This is a genomic window from Sphingomonas sp. RS2018 (assembly GCF_054489605.1).
Map to the genome: position 1 here is coordinate 35,831 of NZ_JBTMWL010000005.1, position 19,595 is coordinate 55,425.

Consider the following 19,595-nt stretch of genomic DNA (forward strand, 5'->3'; position numbering starts at 1 on the left):
GTAGGACAGACTCCGCTGGTCAGTATCGAACCGGCCGGCGGCGCCGGCCTGCTATTCGAAGGTGACGCCGGTCGTGCGGCGGCGGTGGCGCAAGGAGCCACCGATCGCGCCGAAGCCGATCATGAGCAATGCCCGGGTTTGCGGTTTAGGCAGGCCCGACGCCGGCGCTTGACCTAGGCCAGCAGGTCGCGCTCGCCGGGATGCTTGTCGATATAGGCCGCGACGAACGCGCATTGCGGGACGACCTTCAGCCCGCGCGTGCGCACGTCCGCCAGCGCGGCGGCGATCAGGCGGGAGGCGACGCCGCGGCCGCCGATCGCCTTCGGCACGATCGTGTGGGTGAAGGTGACCGTGTCGCCCGATCGGTCGTAGGCGGCGAAGGCGGTCTCGCCGTCCTCAACCAGTTCGTAGCGCGCGCCCGTATCGCGAACCTCACACATCGAGGTTGGCGACCGTGAGCGCGTTTTCCTGAATGAATTCGCGGCGCGGCTCGACCACGTCGCCCATCAGGCGGGTGAAGATCTCGTCCGCGACATCGGCCTGATCGACCTGCACGATCAGCATCGAGCGGTTTTCCGGGTCCAGCGTGGTTTCCCACAGCTGGTCGGCGTTCATTTCGCCCAGCCCCTTGTAGCGCTGGATCGACAGGCCCTTGCGGCCGCTGGTCAGGATCGCGTCGAGCAGCTGCGACGGGCGGTAGACGAGCACCTCGCCCTTGGCGGCGGCGACGGGGGCGGCACTCTCACCGTCCTCGTCGGCTTCGGCCGGCGCTTCCTCGACCGGCTGCGCGACTTTCAGCGGCACCAGCTTGGCGAGGCCGGCGTAGCTGTCGGCGGCCTCCATCGCCAGCACGTGGAGCTTGCGCCCCTCGGCCGAGCCGGCGAACGCCCCCTCGATCACGTGATGGTCGGTGACGCCGCGCCACAGGCGTTCGAAGTGGAAGCCGCCCTCTTCGGTGACGCGCGCGGTCCAGCGGGCGCCCTCGTCGGTCTGTTCGAGGCGGCGGGTGACAGCGGCGAGGCTGGCGGTGCGGCTGTCCTGCGAGGCGTCGGGCGCGAGCGCGCCGCCCAGCGCCAGCGCCTCGACGATGCCGGCGTCGTAGCGGCGCGGCACGAAGCGCATCAGCGTGCGCATCCGCCGCGCATGTTCGACCAGCACCCGCAGATCCTCGCCCGAGCGGGCACCGCCGACGCCCTCCAGCACCGACAGGCCGACGCCGGCATCGACCAGATACTGGTCGAGCGCCGCATCGTCCTTGAGGTAGACTTCTGAGCGCGCCTTGGTCGCTTTGTAGAGCGGCGGCTGGGCGATGTAGAGGTGACCGGCCGAGATGATCTGCGGCATGTGGCGGTAGAAGAAGGTCAGCAGCAGCGTGCGGATATGCGCGCCGTCGACGTCGGCGTCGGTCATGATGACAATCTTGTGATAGCGCAGCTTCTCGAGGTTGAATTCGTCGAGGATGCCGGTGCCCATCGCCTGGATCAGCGTGCCGATCTCCCGGCTGGAGATCATCCGGTCGAAGCGAGCGCGCTCGACATTCAGGATCTTGCCGCGCAGGGGGAGGATCGCCTGATAATGGCGGTCGCGGCCCTGCTTGGCCGAGCCACCGGCGGAATCGCCCTCGACCAGGAACAGTTCGGACTTGGCGGGGTCACGCTCCTGGCAGTCGGCGAGCTTGCCGGGGAGGGAGGCGATGTCCATCGCGCCCTTGCGCCGGGTCAGCTCGCGCGCCTTCTTCGCGGCTTCGCGCGCGGCGGCAGCGTCTATCACCTTCTGGATGATCTGGCGCGCGACCTGGGGGTTTTCCTCCAGCCATTCGGCGAGCTTGTCGGCCATCAGGCTTTCGAGCGGCTGGCGGACCTCGGAACTGACCAGCTTGTCCTTGGTCTGGCTGCTGAACTTCGGATCGGGCAGCTTCACGCTGACGATCGCGGTCAGCCCCTCGCGCATGTCGTCGCCGGTGAGGGTGACCTTCTCCTTCTTCAGCATGCCCGACTTGTCGGCATAGTTGTTCAGCGTGCGCGTCAGCGCGGCGCGGAACGCGGCGATGTGGGTGCCGCCGTCGCGTTGGGGGATGTTGTTGGTAAAGGCGAGGACGTTCTCGTAATAGCTGTCGTTCCATTCCAGCGCGACGTCGATCGTCACGTCGTCGCGGGTGCCGCCGATCGCGACGGGATCGGGCATCAGCGGGGTCTTGTTGCGATCGAGATACTTCACGAACGCGGCGATGCCGCCTTCGTAATAGAGCTCGACCTCCTTCACCTCCTCATGCCGCGCATCGCGCAGGAACAGGCGCACGCCCGAGTTTAGGAAGGCCAGTTCGCGGTAGCGATGCTCGAGCTTCTCGAAGTCGTATTCGGTGATCTTGAAGGTCGACGGGCTGGCGAGGAAGGTGACCTTCGTGCCCTTGCGGCCGTTCGACGGGCCGGTGACCTTCAAGGGCGCGACCGCGTCGCCGTGGGCGAAGCGCATGTAATTCTCTTCGCCGTCGCGCCAGATCGTCAGGTCGAGCCATTCGCTCAGCGCATTGACGACCGAGACGCCGACGCCGTGCAGGCCGCCCGACACCTTGTAGGCGTTGTCGTCCGACGTGTTCTCGAACTTTCCGCCGGCGTGGAGCTGGGTCATGATGACCTCGGCCGCCGAGACGCCTTCCTCCGGATGGATGCCGGTCGGGATGCCGCGGCCGTTGTCCTCGACGCTGACCGAGCCGTCGGCATTCAGCTGGATGACGATGCGGTCGCAATGCCCGGCCAGCGCCTCGTCGATCGCATTGTCCGACACTTCGAACACCATGTGGTGGAGGCCCGAGCCGTCGTCGGTGTCGCCGATGTACATGCCCGGCCGCTTGCGCACGGCGTCGAGGCCCTTGAGCACCTTGATCGAGGAGGCGCCATAGTCGTTGGTGTTCGGCGTGTTTTCGGGTGTTTCGTCCATGCCGCGCATATAGGGATGCGCGCGATGTAACGAAAGCGAAATGGGGCGGCGTGGCCGGTCGGCCTGCCCGGCGACGGAGCGCCCCGCGGCAGCGGCGGATCGCGTGGACGGCGGGCGCATCTTTACCATTTGTTAAGGGTGCGGGAGCGATCTTTAAGTCCTTGTTAACGCGTATGACCGGGCCATTCCCATGAAGATCGCCGCCGCCCTGCCCGCCCTGTTCCTGCTGCTCGCCGCCTGCGCTGGACGTACCGGCCCGGTGCCGGGCGCAAGCGTCACGCTGGCCCCCGGCGAGCCGTGGCGGGAGGCGGCGCGGGCCGAGGATGCCGCGCGGATCGATGCGCTGGCGACGAGCTGGACGGCGGCGATGGCGCGGATGCCGGCGCGCGGAGCGAAGGCGGTTGCTGCCGCCGGGCCGCTGCTGGTGGCCGGCGCGGCGCTCGACCATCCCGAACTGCCGCCGGGGTCCTATGATTGCCGCGTGCACAGGCTGGGCGCGGCGGCGGGGGCGGCGCGGCTCCGCAGCTTTCCGGCGGGCTTCTGCTACGTGCGCGGCGAGGGCGCCGATGGGCTGAGCCTGACCAAGCAGACCGGCAGCGACCTGCCCGCCGGGCGGCTCTTTCCCGCGGGGCCGACCCGCTATGTCTTCCTCGGCGCGCGGTCGCGGCGGCCGGGCGGCGCGGCGCCGGCCTATGGCACGCAGCCCGATCGCGATGTCGCCGGCGTGGTCGAGCGGGTGGCGCCGTTCCGCTGGCGGATGGTGGTGCCGGCGACGGACGGGCGGAGCATCGATGTGTATGAGCTGACGCCGGTGCCGACGGATCGGCAGCCGGGGTAGATTTCGAACCTTCGCCGCTTAACCCCATCATCCCGGAACAAGTCCGGGGTGACAGGGAGGGTCTGACTAGACTGCAAGCCGTTCGCAACAAGGCCGATATGCTTGCATCCGCCCATGCGGCGCGCCAAGGGACGCTGCTAAAGATTCCCGAGTTAAGGACTATCCGCTTGGCAACCGCGCATACGCCGTCCCGCCCACGCGCCCCGCACCTGCAGGTGTATAAATGGGGGCCGCACATGCTGGTCTCGATCCTCCACCGGGCGACCGGTTCGGGGATGGCGACGGTGGGCACGATCCTGTTCGTCTGGTGGCTGGCCGCCGCGGCGAGCGGGGTCGAGAGCTATATGTGGTTCCTGTCGTGGTTCACCGGGCCGTGGGCGCCGCTCGGCTATGTGCTGGGCGTGGGGCTGACCTGGGCGTTCTTCCAGCATATGGCGAACGGCGTGCGCCACCTGTTCATGGACATGGGCGCGAATTTCGAGCTGCGCGCCAATCGCGCGTCGTCGATCGCGACCCTGGTGTTTTCGGTCGTCGCGACCGTCGCCTTCTGGGCCTATCTGGTGGGAGGACGCTGATGCGCGGCGGCACCGAGCTGGGTCGCGTTCGCGGTCTGGGCAGCGCCAAGGAAGGCGCGCATCACTGGTGGCACCAGCGCGTGACGGCGGGGACGAACATCCTGCTGATGCTGTGGTTCTTCCTCAGCATCGCGCGGATGCCGACGTACGAGCATGCCGACATCGTCCGCTGGCTGTCGAGCCCGTGGGGCGCGGTGCCGATGGTGCTGCTGATCCTGTCGGTGTTCTACCACTTCCGCCTCGGGCTGCAGGTGGTGATCGAGGATTATCAGAAGGACGTCAGCCGCATCGCGATGCTGCTGGCGCTGAACGTCTTTACGATCGGCCTGGGCGCCATCGCCATCTTCTCGGTGCTTCGCATCGCTCTTACCGGAACGGCAAAGTAATGGCCGACAGCTACAAGATCATCGACCACACCTATGACGCCGTCGTCGTCGGCGCGGGCGGGTCTGGCCTGCGCGCCGCGATGGGCATCGCCGAGAGCGGCCTGAAGACCGCGTGCATCACCAAGGTGTTCCCGACGCGCAGCCACACCGTCGCGGCGCAGGGCGGCATCGCCGCGTCGCTGGGCAACATGGGGCCGGACCACTGGACGTGGCACATGTACGATACCGTCAAGGGATCGGACTGGCTGGGCGATCAGGACGCGATCGAATATCTGTGCCGCGAGGCGCCACAGGCGGTGTACGAGCTGGAGCACGCCGGCGTGCCGTTCAGCCGCACCGAAGAGGGCAAGATCTATCAGCGCCCGTTCGGCGGCATGATGCAGAACATGGGCGAGGGCCCGCCTGCGCAGCGCACCTGCGCCGCCGCCGACCGCACCGGCCATGCGATGCTGCACGCGCTGTACCAGCAGAGCCTGAAGTACGACACCGACTTCTACATCGAATATTTCGCGCTCGACCTCATCATGGAGGATGGCCCGAACGGTCCCGAATGCCGCGGCGTGATCGCGCTGTGCATGGCGGACGGCAGCATCCACCGCTTCCGCAGCCATCACGTCGTGCTGGCGACGGGCGGATACGGCCGCTGCTATTTCTCGGCGACCAGCGCCCATACCTGCACCGGCGACGGCGGCGGGATGGTGCTGCGCGCCGGCCTGCCGATGCAGGATATGGAGTTCGTGCAGTTCCATCCGACCGGCATCTATGGCGCAGGCGTGCTCATCACCGAGGGCGCGCGCGGCGAGGGCGGGTATCTGACCAATTCGGAGGGCGAACGCTTCATGGAGCGCTATGCCCCGAGCGCGAAGGACCTCGCCTCGCGCGACGTCGTGTCGCGGTCGATGGCGGCGGAGATTCGCGAGGGGCGCGGCGTGGGGCCGAACAAGGACCACATCTACCTCCACCTCGACCATATCGATCCAAAGGTGCTGGCCGAGCGCCTGCCGGGTATCACCGAGACCGGCAAGATCTTCGCCGGCGTCGACCTGACGCGCCAGCCGCTGCCGGTGACGCCGACCGTGCACTACAACATGGGCGGCATTCCCTGTAACTATCACGGCGAGGTCGTGACGCTGAAGGACGGCAACCCCGATACCGTCGTGCCGGGCCTGTTCGCGGTGGGCGAGGCGGCGTGCGTTTCGGTTCATGGCGCCAATCGCCTCGGCTCCAACTCGCTGATTGATCTGGTCGTGTTCGGCCGCGCGACCGGCAAGCGCATCGCCGAGATCACCAAGCGCGACGTGGCGCACCAGCCGCTGCCCGCCGACTCGGCGGATAAGGCGCTGGCGCGGCTCGACAAGTTCCGCAACGCGAACGGCAGCACGCCGACCGCCGACATCCGCCGCGACATGCAGCACACGATGCAGAAGCATGCCGCGGTGTTCCGCGACACCGGCCTGCTCGACGAGGGCAAGGTGAAGATCGACGCGATCGCCGCGCAGATCGCCGACGTGAAGGTGACCGACCGGTCGCTGATCTGGAACACCGACCTGATCGAGACGCTGGAACTCGACAACATGCTGCCGCAGGCGCAGGTGACGATGCACGCCGCATCGAATCGCCACGAGAGCCGCGGCGCGCACATGCACGAGGATTATCCGGATCGTCACGATGACGAATGGATGAAGCACACGTTGCTGTGGATCGACGGTGCGGGCGTGAAGATCGATTATCGCCCGGTGCACGACTACACGCTGACCGACGATATCGACTATATCAAGCCGAAGAAGCGGGTGTACTAATGCTTGGACGGAGCGCGGCCATCGCCATGATGGTCGCACTCCCGTTGCTGCCTGCGCGTTCCGTCGCCGCCGATGCGCGCATGCCCGCCGTCATGGTGGTGCCGGCGCGGGCCGGGTACGCGTGGTGGGCGCGCGAGCCGGTGTTCAAGCCCGCATCGACTGCGATCGGCCCGATCACGCTGGCGCAGATCGATGCCGTCATCGCCGCCAAGTCACCCGCCGGCAGGGCGATGCGAATCTGTCAGGTCGACCTGCTCCGCGCGGGCGCCATCGCCAGCGCCGACCGCCAGACGCAGCGCGAGATCGACGCGACGCTGGCCAAGCACCCGTCCGCCTTCGCTCAGCCGTTTCGCAGCGGGCCGTTCTTCTTCGTGGTGCGGGTCGTCGTCTATCGGACGTGCGGGATCGGCCAGACCGGGACGGCATTGCTCATCACCGATCGGGACGGAGCGCTCGCCGGGTTCGAGATGCAGGATTTCGCCTTCACCTGGCTCTATCTGCGCGACGATGGCGGGCTGAACGTGCTGGCTTGTTTCGAGTGCGGCGACATCAGCGAGCTGGGCTATGATTCCGATCGCCGCCGCTTCTACCAGACGTGGATCGGGCATTGATGCGACGGAAGCAGTGGGCGCTCTCGACGCTGTTGCTCCTTTCGGCAGCGACGTCGGCGTCCGACCGCATCGGTGCGCCGCCGGCGGCGCTGCGTGTCGATCCCTTCTACACGCGGCATGTCGAGGCGCGAGGCATTCCGATCCTGTCGTCGGACAAGGTGCCGCACGCGGCATTGGCGGCTGCGCGGTCGATCGTGCTCGGCATGACCGCGCATCGGCCCGAACTGGCGCGCAATCTGGCGAAGCGGGGGTTTCGCGTCGCCATCATGGGGGTGGACGAGGCAACGACCGACCTGCCCGAGCAGCGCCACTGGACGCGGCCGACGCGCGACGATCCGCGGCTGACGCGCTGCGAGCGCAAGCATTACGACACCCGGATCGGCGCGATGACCGACCGCGCCTATTGGAACGCGAGGGCGCGGGGCATGTCGGGGCCGCTGACCAGCGGCGCAACCGAGGATGTGCTTGGGCTGCGGTCGTCGCGCTACTGGGGCGAGACGATCTTCGTCCATGAATTCTCGCACGACATATTGGTGGCGCTGGAGCAGGTCGATCCCGCTCTGCATGCGGCGGTGGGCCGTGCCTATCGATCGGCGATGGCCCGCGGGCTGTGGCGCGGCGAATATGCCTCGACCACTGTCGACGAATATTGGGCGGAAGGGTCGCAGTTCTGGTTCGAATCGAACCGGCTGGCGGTGTTCGATGGGCGGCGCATCCTGAATGCCGACGACCTGGAGGCATACGACCCGACGCTCCATGCGCTGCTGGGCCGCGTCTACGGTGCGCGGCATCGGCTGGCGGGCGATCCTTCCCATCGCTCGGCTGCGCGCGTGCCGCCGGGACCGCCGCCGACGAACACTGCCGAGGTATGCTGACGGGCGGAACCCGGGCGCGGCGTCGCCGGTTTCGCCGCGCATGATCGACACCGAGACGCAGACGCAGACGCAGCCCCGCCGCGGCAACGCCGCCGATTATCCGCTGCTCGCCCGGCCGCACGTGCAGATGCACGGGCCGATCGACGACGCGACCTACACCTCGTTTCACGACCAGCTGCGCGCCGCGCCGGCCGAGGGGACGCTGGTGTTCGCGATCACGACGCTGGGCGGCGATCCGGAAATCGCGCGGGCGATGGGGCACGACGTGCGCCTGATCCGCGAATATACCGGCCGCGAGACGCTGTTCCTTGGCAAGGTCGCCGTCTATTCGGCGGGCGCGACGTTCATGTCGTTCTTCCCGGCCGACAAGCGCTTCCTGACGCGCGGCACGCGGCTGATGATCCACGAGCGGCAGATGACGGCGCAGATCGCACTGAACGGGCCGCTGAAGATGCAGGTCGCGCCGCTGAAGGCGAAGCTGCACGAGATCGAGCACAGCATCGGAATCGAGGAGGAAGGCTTCCGCGCGCTGGTGGCGGGAAGCAGCGTTTCGTTCGACGAGGTGCGCGAGAAGGCGCCCTATAACTGGTACATCGATTGCGAAGAGGCGCGCAGCCGCGGCCTGGTGCTCGACGTGATCTGACCCGCGGACGGTTGACGCGGACGCCCGGCCCTGTTTTGGGGAAGGCAGGTATTTCAGGAACGTGACGCGATGGCCGAGTTCACCCTCCCCAAGAACAGCAGGATCACCGGCAAGGGGCAGGTGCACAAGGCGCCGGCCGATGCGAAGCGGATCAAGAACTTCAAAATCTATCGCTACGATCCCGATTCGGGCGAGAACCCGCGCTATGACCGGTTCGAGATCGATCTCGACGATTGCGGTCCGATGGTGCTCGACGCGCTCATCAAGATCAAGGCGGAGGCCGATCCGTCGCTGACGTTCCGCCGCTCGTGCCGCGAGGGCATCTGCGGATCGTGTTCGATGAACATGGACGGCAAGAACGGCCTCGCCTGCACCACCGCGATCGAGGACATCAAGGGCGAGGTGCGCATCACGCCGCTGCCCGCGATGGACGTCGTCAAGGATCTGGTGCCCGACTTCACGCACTTCTACGCGCAATACGCTTCGATCAAGCCGTGGCTCCAGACCGTCACGCCGACGCCGGCGGGCAAGGAGCGGCTGCAGTCGCCCGAGGATCGCGCGAAGCTGGATGGACTCTACGAGTGCATCCTGTGCGCGTGCTGTTCGACGTCGTGCCCCAGCTATTGGTGGAACAGCGACAAGTTCCTCGGCCCGGCGATCCTATTGCAGGCCTATCGCTGGCTGGCCGACAGCCGCGACGAGATGACCGGCGAGCGGCTCGACGAGCTGGAGGATCCGTTCCGCCTGTATCGCTGCCACACGATCATGAACTGCGCGAACGCGTGCCCGAAGGGGCTGTCGCCGGCGAAGGCGATTTCCGAGATCAAGAAGATGGAAGCCGAGCGGATCCTCTGATCCGGTTCGCGCGACGACGTCCCGGTTCGTGACCGACCTGCTCGCCCGCTACGACGCGCTCGTCGCGTCGGGCGAACTCCGCCCGGATGCGGCGCAGGCCGATGCCGCGCGCCGGCTGGCGGCGCTCGCCGATGCGCTGGAATCGCAGAAAGCGCCCGGCCGGATCGCGCGCCTGTTTGGCCGCTCTGCCGAGCCGCTGCGCGGCGTCTACCTGTGGGGCGGGGTGGGTCGCGGCAAGTCGATGCTGATGGACCTGTTCTTCGGGTGCGTCGATATTGCGCACAAGCGCCGCGTGCATTTCCACGAATTCATGGCCGAGGTGCACGACCGGCTGCGCATCGAGCGGCAGAAGGAAGCGGGCGACCCGATCGCGCCGGTCGCCGCGGCGCTGGCCGAAGAGGCGCGGCTGCTGGCGTTCGACGAGCTGGTCGTCACCAACATGGCCGACGCCGCAATCCTGTCGCGCCTGTTCACCGCGCTGTTCGATGCGGGCGTGACGATCGTGTCGACATCGAACCGCCCGCCGGCCGACCTGTACAAGAACGGGCTGAACCGCCAGCTCTTCCTGCCCTTCATCGACTTGATCGGGCAGCGGATGGACGTGGTCGCGCTGAACGGGCCAACCGATTATCGGCTCGACCGGCTGGGCGGGGGCGAGACGTGGCACGTGCCGCTCGGCGATGCGGCCACGGCGGCGGTGACGGATGCGTTCTTCCGCCTGACCGACTTCGATCCCGCCGACCGCGCCCATGTGCCCTCCGAAGAGCTGGCGGTGGCGGGCGGGCGGACGCTGCATGTGCCCAAAAGCCTGAAGGGTGTCGGCGTCTTTTCGTTCAAGCGACTGTGCGGCGAGCCGCGCGGCGTGCCCGACTATCTCGCGATCGCGCGGCATTTCCATACCGTGATCGTCGTCGGCATCCCAGCGATGGGGCCAGAGAATCGCAACGAGGCGGCTCGGTTCGTGACGCTGATCGACACGCTGTACGAGCATAAGGTGAAGTTGATCGCGACCGCAGCAGCGCAGCCCGAGGCGCTGTACGTGGCCGGCGACGGCGCTTTCGAGTTCGAGCGGACGGTCAGCCGGCTGATGGAGATGCGGTCGGCGCACTATCTGGCGTTGGGGCATGGGATGACGGAAGACGCACGATGACGCTCTAATGATATTGAGAACAGTTATCAGTTAAATCCTTGACCCTGGCGCTTTACGGGTTGCCGCGTCGGCGGGATCGGCCTATGCCGCCCCGGACTTCGCGCGTCTGGTCAAGGTTTTGGGCGCGCCCGACCTCAACGGAAACGGAGACGGACTTGGCTCGCAAGAAGATCGCGCTGATCGGCGCCGGCAACATCGGCGGCACGCTCGCGCACCTCGCCGCCCTGAAGGGGCTGGGCGACATCGTCCTGTTCGACGTGGCCGAGGGTGTGCCGCAGGGCAAGGCGCTGGACTTGTCGCAGTGCGGACCCGTCGAGGGCTTCGACGCGAGCATCACCGGTTCCAACGACTATGCTGACATCGCTGGCGCCGACGTCATCATCGTCACCGCGGGCGTGGCGCGCAAGCCGGGCATGAGCCGTGACGACCTGCTCGGCATCAACCTAAAGGTGATGAAGGCGGTCGGCGAAGGCATCGCTGCCAATGCGCCCGACGCGTTCGTGATCTGCATCACCAACCCGCTCGACGCGATGGTGTGGGCGCTGCGCGAGTTCTCCGGCCTGCCGCACCAGAAGGTCGTCGGCATGGCTGGCGTGCTCGATTCGGCGCGGTTCAGCCACTTCCTCGCCGACGAGTTCAAGGTGTCGGTGAAGGACGTGAACAGCTTCGTGCTGGGCGGCCACGGCGACACGATGGTGCCGGTGCTCGAATATTCGACCGTCAGCGGCATCCCGGTCACCGACCTGATCGAGATGGGCATGTCGACGAAGGAGCGCGTGGACGAGATCGTTAAGCGCACCCGCGGCGGCGGCGGCGAGATCGTCGCGCTGCTGAAGACGGGTTCCGCCTATTACGCCCCCGCGACCAGCGGCATCGCGATGGCCGAGGCCTATCTCTACGACAAGAAGCGCGTGCTGCCGGCGGCGGCGCACCTGACCGGCCAGTACGGCATCGACGACCTGTACGTCGGCGTGCCGGTGGTGATCGGCAAGGACGGCGTCGAGAAGGTCGTCGAGGTCAAGCTGTCGGACGAGGCGAAGGCGAATTTGCAGGTGTCGGTGAATGCGGTGAAGGAGCTGCTGGTGGCGTGCAAGGGGATCGACGGGTCGCTCTCCTAAGTCCCGCCGTGCACCCGCGCAGGCGGGTGCCCAGGGTTATTGAGCGACGTCCTTCGTAACCCTAGGCTCCCGCCTTCGCGGGAGCACGGGAGGGCGGAATGAAGGCGGGCTTTGTCTACATCGTGGCGAGCCGGCGTAACGGAACGATCTATACCGGATCGACCAGCAATCTGATCCAGCGAGTCTGGCAGCATCGCAACGGGGTCGGCGGAGAGTTCACGAGCGAGACGAGGTGCACGCTCCTCGTCTGGTACGAAGCACATGACGATCTGCAGGAAGCGCGGTTGCGCGAGCGGCGGATCAAGAAATGGAACAGGCCGTGGAAGCTACGGCTGATCGAAGAGATGAACCCGCGGTGGGATGATCTGTTCGGTTCGATAGTTGGGAACGAGACACAGGCATGAGCATCCTCGTCGACAAGAACACCCGGGTCATCACCCAGGGCATGACCGGTGAGACCGGCAGCTTCCACACGCAGGCGGCGCTGGATTACGGCACGCAGATGGTCGGTGGCGTGACGCCGGGCAAGGGCGGGACCGAGCATCTCGGCCTGCCGGTGTTCAACACGGTGCACGAGGCGGTCAGCAAGACCGGCGCGGATGCATCGGTGATCTACGTGCCGCCGCCCTTCGCCGCGGATTCGATCCTGGAGGCGATCGACGCGGAAGTGCCGCTGATCGTCTGCATCACCGAGGGCATTCCGGTGCTCGACATGGTCAAGGTAAAGCGCGCGCTGTCGGGATCGAAGTCGCGGCTGATCGGGCCGAACTGCCCGGGCGTGTTGACGCCGGGTCAGTGCAAGATCGGCATCATGCCGGGTTCGATCTTCTCGAACGGATCGGTCGGCGTCGTGTCGCGCTCGGGCACGCTGACCTATGAGGCGGTGTTCCAGACGACCAATGCGGGTCTGGGCCAGACCACCGCGGTCGGCATCGGCGGCGATCCCGTCAACGGCACCAACTTCATCGACGTGCTGGAGCTGTTCCTGGCCGACGACGCGACCCAGTCGATCATCATGATCGGCGAGATCGGCGGATCGGCCGAAGAGGAAGCTTCCCAGTTCCTGCGCGACGAGGCCAAGCGTGGCCGGTCGAAGCCGATGGCGGGCTTCATCGCCGGCCGCACGGCGCCTCCGGGGCGTCGCATGGGCCATGCCGGTGCGATCGTCTCGGGCGGCCAGGGCGGTGCGGAAGACAAGATCGCGGCGATGGAAGCCGCGGGCATCAAGGTCGCGGATTCGCCCAGCCTGCTGGGTGAGACGCTGGTCGCGGTGTTGAAGGGTTGAGAGTGGGCCTTCTCCAGAGGGAGAAGGATACTGGAGCTTGGCAGCTTGCTGTCTAGCGGAAGTTGGATGAGGAGATGCGCTCTCGATAGCGTGATCCCCTCACCCAGCTCCGACTAAGGCCTTTCAGGCCTAAGTCTGCGCAACCCTCTCCCGACGGGAGAGGGGAATGAGGTGCAAGATGGGCTACGAAGGCCAGGATTTCTCGGATATCGCCGGTGGCGTCAGCCCGGCGTTCGTCGACACACTCTACGCGAAGTTCAAGCGCGATCCGGGCGGGCTGGAGCCCGGCTGGCGTGCGTTCTTCGAGGGGTTGGAGGGGACGGCGACGGGTCCGTCCTGGGCGAAGCCGAACTGGCCGTTGTCGGAAACGGATTCGCTGACCGCGGGCCTCGACCCGACTCAGATGGAGCCGGCGCCCAAGCCCGCGAAGGGCAGCGGCAAGCCCGCGCTCGCCGCTGCACCCGCGCCGTCGCAGGACGATATCCGCAAGGCCGCTGACGCCTCGATCCGTGCGATGACGCTGATCCGCACCTACCGCGTGCGCGGGCATCTGGCGGCGCAGCTCGACCCGCTCGGGCTGATGACGCGCGACCTGCCGGACGATCTGCGTACCGAATATCACGGCTTCACCGACGACCAGATCGACACGCCGGTGTATCTGGGCGGCGTGCTGGGACTGGAAAGCGCGACGATCCGCGAACTCGTGCAGATCCTGCGCGCCAACTACTGCGGCAAGGTCGGGCTGGAGTATATGCACATCTCGGACGTGGAGGAGCGCAAGTTCCTGCAGGACCGGATGGAGGGCCAGGGCAAGGCGATCGAATTCACCACCGACGGCAAGAAGGCGATCCTGAGCAAGGTGATCGCCGCCGAAGGCTATGAGAAGTTCCTTGGCCGCAAGTACGTCGGCACCAAGCGCTTCGGCCTGGACGGCGGCGAGAGCATGATCCCGGCGCTGGAAAGCGTCATCAAATACGGCGGCCAGTACGGCGTGCGCGAGATCGTGTTCGGCATGGCGCACCGCGGCCGGCTGAACACGCTCGCGAACGTGATGGGCAAGCCGTACCGCGCGATCTTCCACGAATTTTCGGGCGGCTCGTCCAACCCCGAGGATGTCGGCGGATCGGGTGACGTGAAATATCACCTCGGCACGTCGACCGACCGCGAGTTCGACGGAATCAAGGTCCATATGTCGCTGGTCGCCAACCCCAGCCATCTGGAGGCGGCGGATCCGGTCGTGCTGGGCAAGATCCGCGCGATCCAGACGGTGGCGAACGACCTGAAGGAGCATAAGGCGTCGTTGCCGGTGCTGATCCACGGCGACGCCGCGTTCGCGGGGCAGGGCATCGTGTGGGAGTGCCTCGGCTTCTCGGGCATCCGCGGCTACAACACCGGGGGCTGCGTCCACTTCGTCATCAACAACCAGGTCGGCTTCACGACCAGTCCGCAGTTCGCGCGCTCATCGCCCTATCCGAGCGATGTGGCGAAGGGCGTGCAGGCGCCCGTGTTCCATGTGAACGGCGACGATCCCGAGGCGGTGACCTTCGCCACCAAGATGGCGATCGAGTTCCGCCAGACCTTCCACCGCGACGTTGTGATCGACATGTGGTGCTATCGCCGCTTCGGCCACAACGAGGGCGACGAGCCGTCGTTCACCCAGCCGCTGATGTATGCCGCGATCAAAACGCATCCGGGTGTTGCCGAGATCTATGCCAAGCGGCTGATCGCCGAGGGCGTGGTCGACCAGGCGTGGGTCGACGATCAGTGGAAGCAGTTCGACACGATGATGGAAGGCGAGTTCGAGGCGGGCGCTTCGTACAAGCCGAACAAGGCGGACTGGTTCGCGGGTCGCTGGTCGGGGCTGCACGCCCCCGCCGATGCCGAGAGCGCACGTCGTAACGTCGAGACGGGCATCGACCGCAAGCTGTTCGACGCGCTGGGTCGGACGCTGACCACCATCCCGGACAGCGTGAAGGTCCACAAGACGCTGGCGCGCGTGCTCGACGCCAAGGCCACCATGTTCAAGTCGGGCGAGAATTTCGACTGGGCGACCGGCGAGGCGCTGGCGTTCGGGTCGCTACTGTCGGAGGGCTACGGCGTCCGCCTGTCGGGACAGGATTCGGGTCGCGGGACGTTTTCGCAGCGGCATGCGGTGTGGGTCGATCAGACCGACGAGCACAAGTACGTGCCGTTGCAGACGGTCGAGCATGGCCGGTTCGAGGTGCTCGATTCACCGCTCAGCGAATATGGCGTACTCGGGTTCGAATATGGCTATGCGCTCGCCGATCCGAAGACGCTGGTGCTGTGGGAGGCGCAGTTCGGCGACTTCGTGAACGGCGCGCAGATCATGATCGACCAGTTCATCACGTCGGGCGAGTCCAAGTGGCTGCGTGCCAACGGTCTCGTCATGCTGTTGCCGCACGGATACGAAGGGCAGGGGCCGGAGCATTCGTCGGCGCGTCCCGAACGCTTCCTGCAGGCGTGCGCGCAGGACAATATCCAGGTCGCCAACTGCACGACGCCGGCCAACTACTTCCACCTGCTGCGCCGGCAGATGCACCGCAATTTCCGCAAGCCCTTGATCGTGATGACGCCCAAGTCGTTGCTGCGGCACAAGCTGGCGGTCAGCAAGGCGGCGGATTTCCAGACCGACAGCCACTTCATGCGCATCCTGTCCGACCCGAAGGCGCCGGCGGATACGGAGACGAAGCGGCTGGTGCTGTGCACGGGCAAGGTCGCCTACGACCTGATGGAAGCGCGCGACGCCGCCGGCGACACCGCGACGCAGATCGTCCGAATCGAGCAGCTCTATCCCTTCCCCGGCGATCCGCTGGCGAAGCGGGTGGCTCGCATGCCGAACCTGGAGGAGATCGTCTGGGCGCAGGAAGAGCCGAAGAACAATGGCTACTGGTTCTTCGTCGAGCCGCTGATCGAGGAGGCGCTGGCGGCCGCGGGCAGCCGCATCCCGCGCGCGCGCTACGCCGGGCGTTCGGCCTCCGCCTCGCCCGCGACCGGCCTGATGAAGCGTCACCAGCTGGAGCAGGGCGCGCTGGTCGCGGACGCGCTGGGCCACAGCGTGCGCGAGGAAGTGCGTCGGGCCCGCGTGACCGAAGACGAAAAGACGGCCGGTAAGGCCGGCGCGTAACCGTTTGAACCCGACGACTGAATTCCGTTCGCCCGAACGGCTGTGAGGACCGAATATATGTCGACCGAAATCAAAGTCCCCGTGCTGGGCGAATCGATCACCGAAGCGACGCTCGGCGAATGGCTGAAGCAGCCGGGCGACGCGGTGAAGGCCGACGAGCCGATCGCGAGTCTCGAAACCGACAAGGTGTCGATCGAGGTGCCGGCGCCGGTCGCGGGCGTGATGGGCGCGCATGGCGTGAACGTCGGCGATACCGTCGCGGTCGGCGCGACGATCGGTTCGATCGAGGCCGGCGATGGCGCCGCCACCAGCCCGGCGCCTGCCGCCGCGCCGGCTGCCGCGCCCGCGCCCGCCGAGACGCAGTCGCCCGCGCAGACCGCCGGGCAGCAGGCGCCGGCATCGGGCGACGCCCCCGCCGCGCTGAGCCCGTCGGTGCGCCGCGCCGTGCTCGAAACCGGCGTGGATCCCGCGACGATCAAGGGTACCGGGCGTGACGGCCGGCTGACCAAGGACGATGTGTTCGCTGCCAAGACCGACGCGCCGGCGGCAAAGCCGCCGTCGGACGGGGGCGCAGCCCCCGCCGTCCGTGCGGACGCTGCGCCCGCCGACGCGGCTTCGCCGCGCCGCGAGGAACGCGTCCGCATGACCCGCCTGCGCCAGACCATCGCCAAGCGGCTGAAGGACGCGCAGGACACCGCCGCGCTGCTCACCACCTTCAACGACGTCGACATGACCGCCGTCATCGAGGCGCGGACGAAGTACAAGGACTTGTTCGAGAAGAAGCATGGCGTGCGGCTGGGCTTCATGGGCTTCTTCGTGAAGGCCGCGACGATGGCGCTGAAGGATATCCCGTCCGTCAACGCATCGATCGAGGGCGACGAGATCGTCTACCACGACTATGCCGACATCTCGGTCGCGGTGTCGGCGCCCGGCGGCCTCGTCGTCCCCGTCATCCGCGATGCCGACCAGCTGACCGTCGCCGGCATCGAGAAGACGATCGGCGACTTCGGCAAGCGCGCCAAGGAGGGCACGCTGAAGATGGACGAGATGAAGGGCGGCACCTTCACCATCTCCAACGGCGGCGTGTTCGGGTCGCTGATGTCGACGCCGATCATCAACCCGCCGCAGTCGGCCGTGCTCGGCCTGCACCGCATCGAGGACCGCCCGGTCGTGCGCGACGGCCAGATCGTCATCCGCCCGATGATGTACCTGGCGCTTAGCTACGACCACCGCCTGATCGACGGGCGCGAGGCGGTGACATTCCTCGTCGCGTTGAAGAATGCTATCGAGGACCCGACGCGGATATTGATCGATTTGTGAGGCAGGCGATGAACTGGCGCGACCACATCCATTCCGATGCCGGCATCCTCGGCGGCAAGCCGGTAGTGCGGGGCACGCGGATATCGGTCGAACTGATCCTCGAATATTTCGAGGACGGCGCGTCGGTCGCGGACATTCTGGACGCTTACTCGCATATCACCGAGACGGATGTGCGGGCCGCCGTCGCGTTCGCGCGCGACCTCTTGCACGAGGAAGCGACCGCCGCGCAGCGTCGCGCGGCCTGATAGATGCGTCTGCTTGCCGACGAAAATCAGCATCCGGCTGTCGTCGCACGGTTGAGAGCAGCAGGATATGCGGTGGAGTTCGTCAGGGAAACGTCGCCGGGGACGCAGGATGTTGATATCCTCGCAGGGGCAGACATCGGCACGCTGGTTCTGATTACCTACGATCGCGATTTCGGAGACCTGATCTTCAATCGCGGTCTGCCGCCACCTGCCGCGATCCTGTATACGCGCCTCAGTCGCGCCGATCCCGAATTTGTTGCCGTGCGGCTGCTGGCATTGCTTGAAGCTGGCGTGGCCGCTGATCACATGACCACCATCACGAAGGACGGCGTGCGTCGCAGGCCGTTTCCGACCGGAGAAGACAATGGCTGAATACGACTATGACGTCCTCGTGATCGGTGCCGGCCCCGGCGGTTATGTCGCGGCGATCCGGGCGGCGCAGCTGGGGTTGCGCGTGGCGTGTGCCGAAGCCCGGGAGACGCTGGGCGGCACCTGCCTGAACGTCGGGTGCATCCCGTCGAAGGCGATGCTGCATGCGTCGGAGTATTTCGATGCGGCGGCGAACGGCGCGATGGCGAAGATGGGGATCAAGGTCACGCCCGAGCTGGACCTGGACACCATGCACGGCCAGCGGCTGGATGCGGTGAAGCAGCTGACCGGCGGCATCGAATTCCTGTTCAAGAAGAACAAGGTCACCTGGCTGAAGGGCAAGGCGCACTTCACCGACGCGCATACCGTCGTGGTCGGCGAGCAGAGCGTCACCGCCAAGGATGTCGTGATCGCCACCGGATCGTCGGTCACCCCGCTGCCGGGCGTGACGATCGACCAGAAGGTCATCGTCGATTCGACCGGCGCGCTGGAACTGGCGAAGGTGCCGGAACATATGGTCGTCATCGGCGGCGGCGTGATCGGGCTGGAGCTGGGCAGCGTGTGGCGCCGGCTGGGCGCTAAGGTGACGTGCGTCGAATTCCTCGACCAGATCCTGCCGGGCTTCGACGGCGAAATCCGCAAGGAGGCCAACCGCATCTTCAAGAAGCAGGGCATCGACTTCCTGCTGTCGACCAAGGTCGCGAAGGTCGAGAGCGACGGTACGAAGGCGACGCTGACGCTGGAACCCGCGCAGGGCGGTGAGGCAACGACGCTGGAGGCGGACGTCGTGCTGGTGTCGATCGGGCGGCGGCCGAACACCGATGGCCTGGGCCTCGAAGCGATCGGCCTGACACCGAACCAGCGCGGTCAGATCGAGACGGGTCACGACTTCCGCACGAAGGTCGACGGCGTCTGGGCGATCGGCGATGTCGTGCCCGGCCCGATGCTGGCGCACAAGGCGGAGGACGAGGGGATCGCGGTCGCCGAGAACATCGCCGGGCTGACCGGCATCGTGAACCACGATATCATCCCGAGCGTCGTCTACACTTGGCCCGAGATTTCCGGCGTCGGGCTGACCGAGGAAGCCGCGAAGGAAAAGGCCAAGGAATCGGGTGGAGACATCAAGGTCGGCAAGTTCCCGATGGCGGGCAACAGCCGCGCGAAGACCAACCACGAGGAGGGCGGCTTCGTAAAGATTATCGCGGACGCCAAGACCGATCGCGTGCTCGGCGTGTGGGCGATTGCGGTGCCCGCCGGCACGATGATCGCGCAGGCGGCGCAGGCGATGGAGTTCGGCGCCACGTCCGAGGACATCGCCTACACCTGCCACGCGCATCCGACGCACAGCGAGGCGATCAAGGAAGCGGCGATGGCGGTGCGGGGCAAGGCGATCCACGTCTGACAAACGGGGTCGGCGCGGCGGTGCGTGCGTGGTGATAGAAGC

General features: G+C 66.7%; 19 protein-coding genes. 17 read left to right on the forward strand and 2 right to left on the reverse strand.

What is annotated here, in order from left to right:
• Positions 1 to 173: 173 nt before the first annotated feature.
• Positions 174 to 440: a GNAT family N-acetyltransferase gene (locus ACX40P_RS13885; protein ID WP_459126955.1), complete on the reverse strand. Its 267-nt coding sequence runs from the start codon at positions 438 to 440 to the stop codon at positions 174 to 176.
• Positions 433 to 2,946: a DNA topoisomerase (ATP-hydrolyzing) subunit B gene (gene gyrB / locus ACX40P_RS13890; RefSeq protein ID WP_459126956.1), complete on the reverse strand. Its 2,514-nt coding sequence runs from the start codon at positions 2,944 to 2,946 to the stop codon at positions 433 to 435. Before gyrB ends, ACX40P_RS13885 begins: the two co-directional genes overlap by 8 nt.
• Positions 2,947 to 3,127: 181 nt before the next feature.
• On the opposite strand from gyrB, the gene ACX40P_RS13895 reads away from it, so the two are divergent.
• The 17 genes from ACX40P_RS13895 to lpdA all read left to right on the forward strand — a co-directional run bounded on the left by ACX40P_RS13895 (position 3,128) and on the right by lpdA (position 19,553).
• A complete protein-coding gene (locus ACX40P_RS13895; RefSeq protein WP_459126957.1) occupies positions 3,128 to 3,775 on the forward strand; it encodes a DUF4893 domain-containing protein in 648 nt (215 codons plus the stop codon).
• A 167-nt stretch (positions 3,776 to 3,942) separates the two neighbouring features.
• Entirely contained in the window at positions 3,943 to 4,350 is a 408-nt protein-coding gene (gene sdhC, locus ACX40P_RS13900) for a succinate dehydrogenase, cytochrome b556 subunit (protein WP_459126958.1), read from the forward strand.
• Positions 4,350 to 4,736, forward strand: coding sequence for a succinate dehydrogenase, hydrophobic membrane anchor protein (gene sdhD, locus ACX40P_RS13905; RefSeq protein ID WP_459126959.1), 387 nt, complete (start codon positions 4,350 to 4,352; stop codon positions 4,734 to 4,736). Before sdhC ends, sdhD begins: the two co-directional genes overlap by 1 nt.
• Entirely contained in the window at positions 4,736 to 6,535 is a 1,800-nt protein-coding gene (gene sdhA, locus ACX40P_RS13910; RefSeq protein WP_459126960.1) for a succinate dehydrogenase flavoprotein subunit, read from the forward strand. Before sdhD ends, sdhA begins: the two co-directional genes overlap by 1 nt.
• Positions 6,536 to 6,561: 26 nt before the next feature.
• Complete coding sequence (locus ACX40P_RS13915; protein WP_459126961.1) at positions 6,562 to 7,146, forward strand: hypothetical protein; 585 nt, start codon at positions 6,562 to 6,564, stop codon at positions 7,144 to 7,146.
• Positions 7,146 to 8,021, forward strand: a complete 876-nt coding sequence (locus ACX40P_RS13920) for a glycoside hydrolase (RefSeq protein ID WP_459126962.1) — start codon at positions 7,146 to 7,148, stop codon at positions 8,019 to 8,021. The genes ACX40P_RS13915 and ACX40P_RS13920 overlap by 1 nt, the downstream gene beginning before the upstream one ends.
• A 40-nt stretch (positions 8,022 to 8,061) precedes the next feature.
• Entirely contained in the window at positions 8,062 to 8,664 is a 603-nt protein-coding gene (locus ACX40P_RS13925) for an ATP-dependent Clp protease proteolytic subunit (protein WP_459126963.1), read from the forward strand.
• Between the two features lie 69 nt (positions 8,665 to 8,733).
• A complete protein-coding gene (locus ACX40P_RS13930) occupies positions 8,734 to 9,519 on the forward strand; it encodes a succinate dehydrogenase iron-sulfur subunit (RefSeq protein ID WP_459126964.1) in 786 nt (261 codons plus the stop codon).
• A 28-nt stretch (positions 9,520 to 9,547) separates the two neighbouring features.
• Positions 9,548 to 10,669, forward strand: a complete 1,122-nt coding sequence (gene zapE, locus ACX40P_RS13935; protein WP_459126965.1) for a cell division protein ZapE — start codon at positions 9,548 to 9,550, stop codon at positions 10,667 to 10,669.
• A gap of 155 nt (positions 10,670 to 10,824) precedes the next feature.
• Entirely contained in the window at positions 10,825 to 11,787 is a 963-nt protein-coding gene (mdh, locus tag ACX40P_RS13940) for a malate dehydrogenase (protein WP_459126966.1), read from the forward strand.
• A 98-nt stretch (positions 11,788 to 11,885) separates the two neighbouring features.
• The gene (locus ACX40P_RS13945; RefSeq protein WP_459126967.1) at positions 11,886 to 12,191 is read left to right on the forward strand and encodes a GIY-YIG nuclease family protein; all 306 of its coding nucleotides are present in this window, start codon (positions 11,886 to 11,888) and stop codon (positions 12,189 to 12,191) included.
• A complete protein-coding gene (gene sucD, locus ACX40P_RS13950; protein ID WP_459126968.1) occupies positions 12,188 to 13,072 on the forward strand; it encodes a succinate--CoA ligase subunit alpha in 885 nt (294 codons plus the stop codon). Before ACX40P_RS13945 ends, sucD begins: the two co-directional genes overlap by 4 nt.
• A gap of 178 nt (positions 13,073 to 13,250) precedes the next feature.
• A complete protein-coding gene (locus ACX40P_RS13955; RefSeq protein WP_459127075.1) occupies positions 13,251 to 16,217 on the forward strand; it encodes a 2-oxoglutarate dehydrogenase E1 component in 2,967 nt (988 codons plus the stop codon).
• A gap of 57 nt (positions 16,218 to 16,274) precedes the next feature.
• The gene (gene odhB, locus ACX40P_RS13960; RefSeq protein WP_459126969.1) at positions 16,275 to 17,537 is read left to right on the forward strand and encodes a 2-oxoglutarate dehydrogenase complex dihydrolipoyllysine-residue succinyltransferase; all 1,263 of its coding nucleotides are present in this window, start codon (positions 16,275 to 16,277) and stop codon (positions 17,535 to 17,537) included.
• Positions 17,538 to 17,545: 8 nt separating this feature from the next.
• Entirely contained in the window at positions 17,546 to 17,782 is a 237-nt protein-coding gene (locus ACX40P_RS13965; RefSeq protein ID WP_459126970.1) for a DUF433 domain-containing protein, read from the forward strand.
• A 3-nt stretch (positions 17,783 to 17,785) separates the two neighbouring features.
• A complete protein-coding gene (locus ACX40P_RS13970; protein WP_459126971.1) occupies positions 17,786 to 18,154 on the forward strand; it encodes a DUF5615 family PIN-like protein in 369 nt (122 codons plus the stop codon).
• Entirely contained in the window at positions 18,147 to 19,553 is a 1,407-nt protein-coding gene (lpdA, locus tag ACX40P_RS13975; protein WP_459126972.1) for a dihydrolipoyl dehydrogenase, read from the forward strand. Before ACX40P_RS13970 ends, lpdA begins: the two co-directional genes overlap by 8 nt.
• The last annotated feature ends 42 nt before the right edge of the window (positions 19,554 to 19,595 follow it).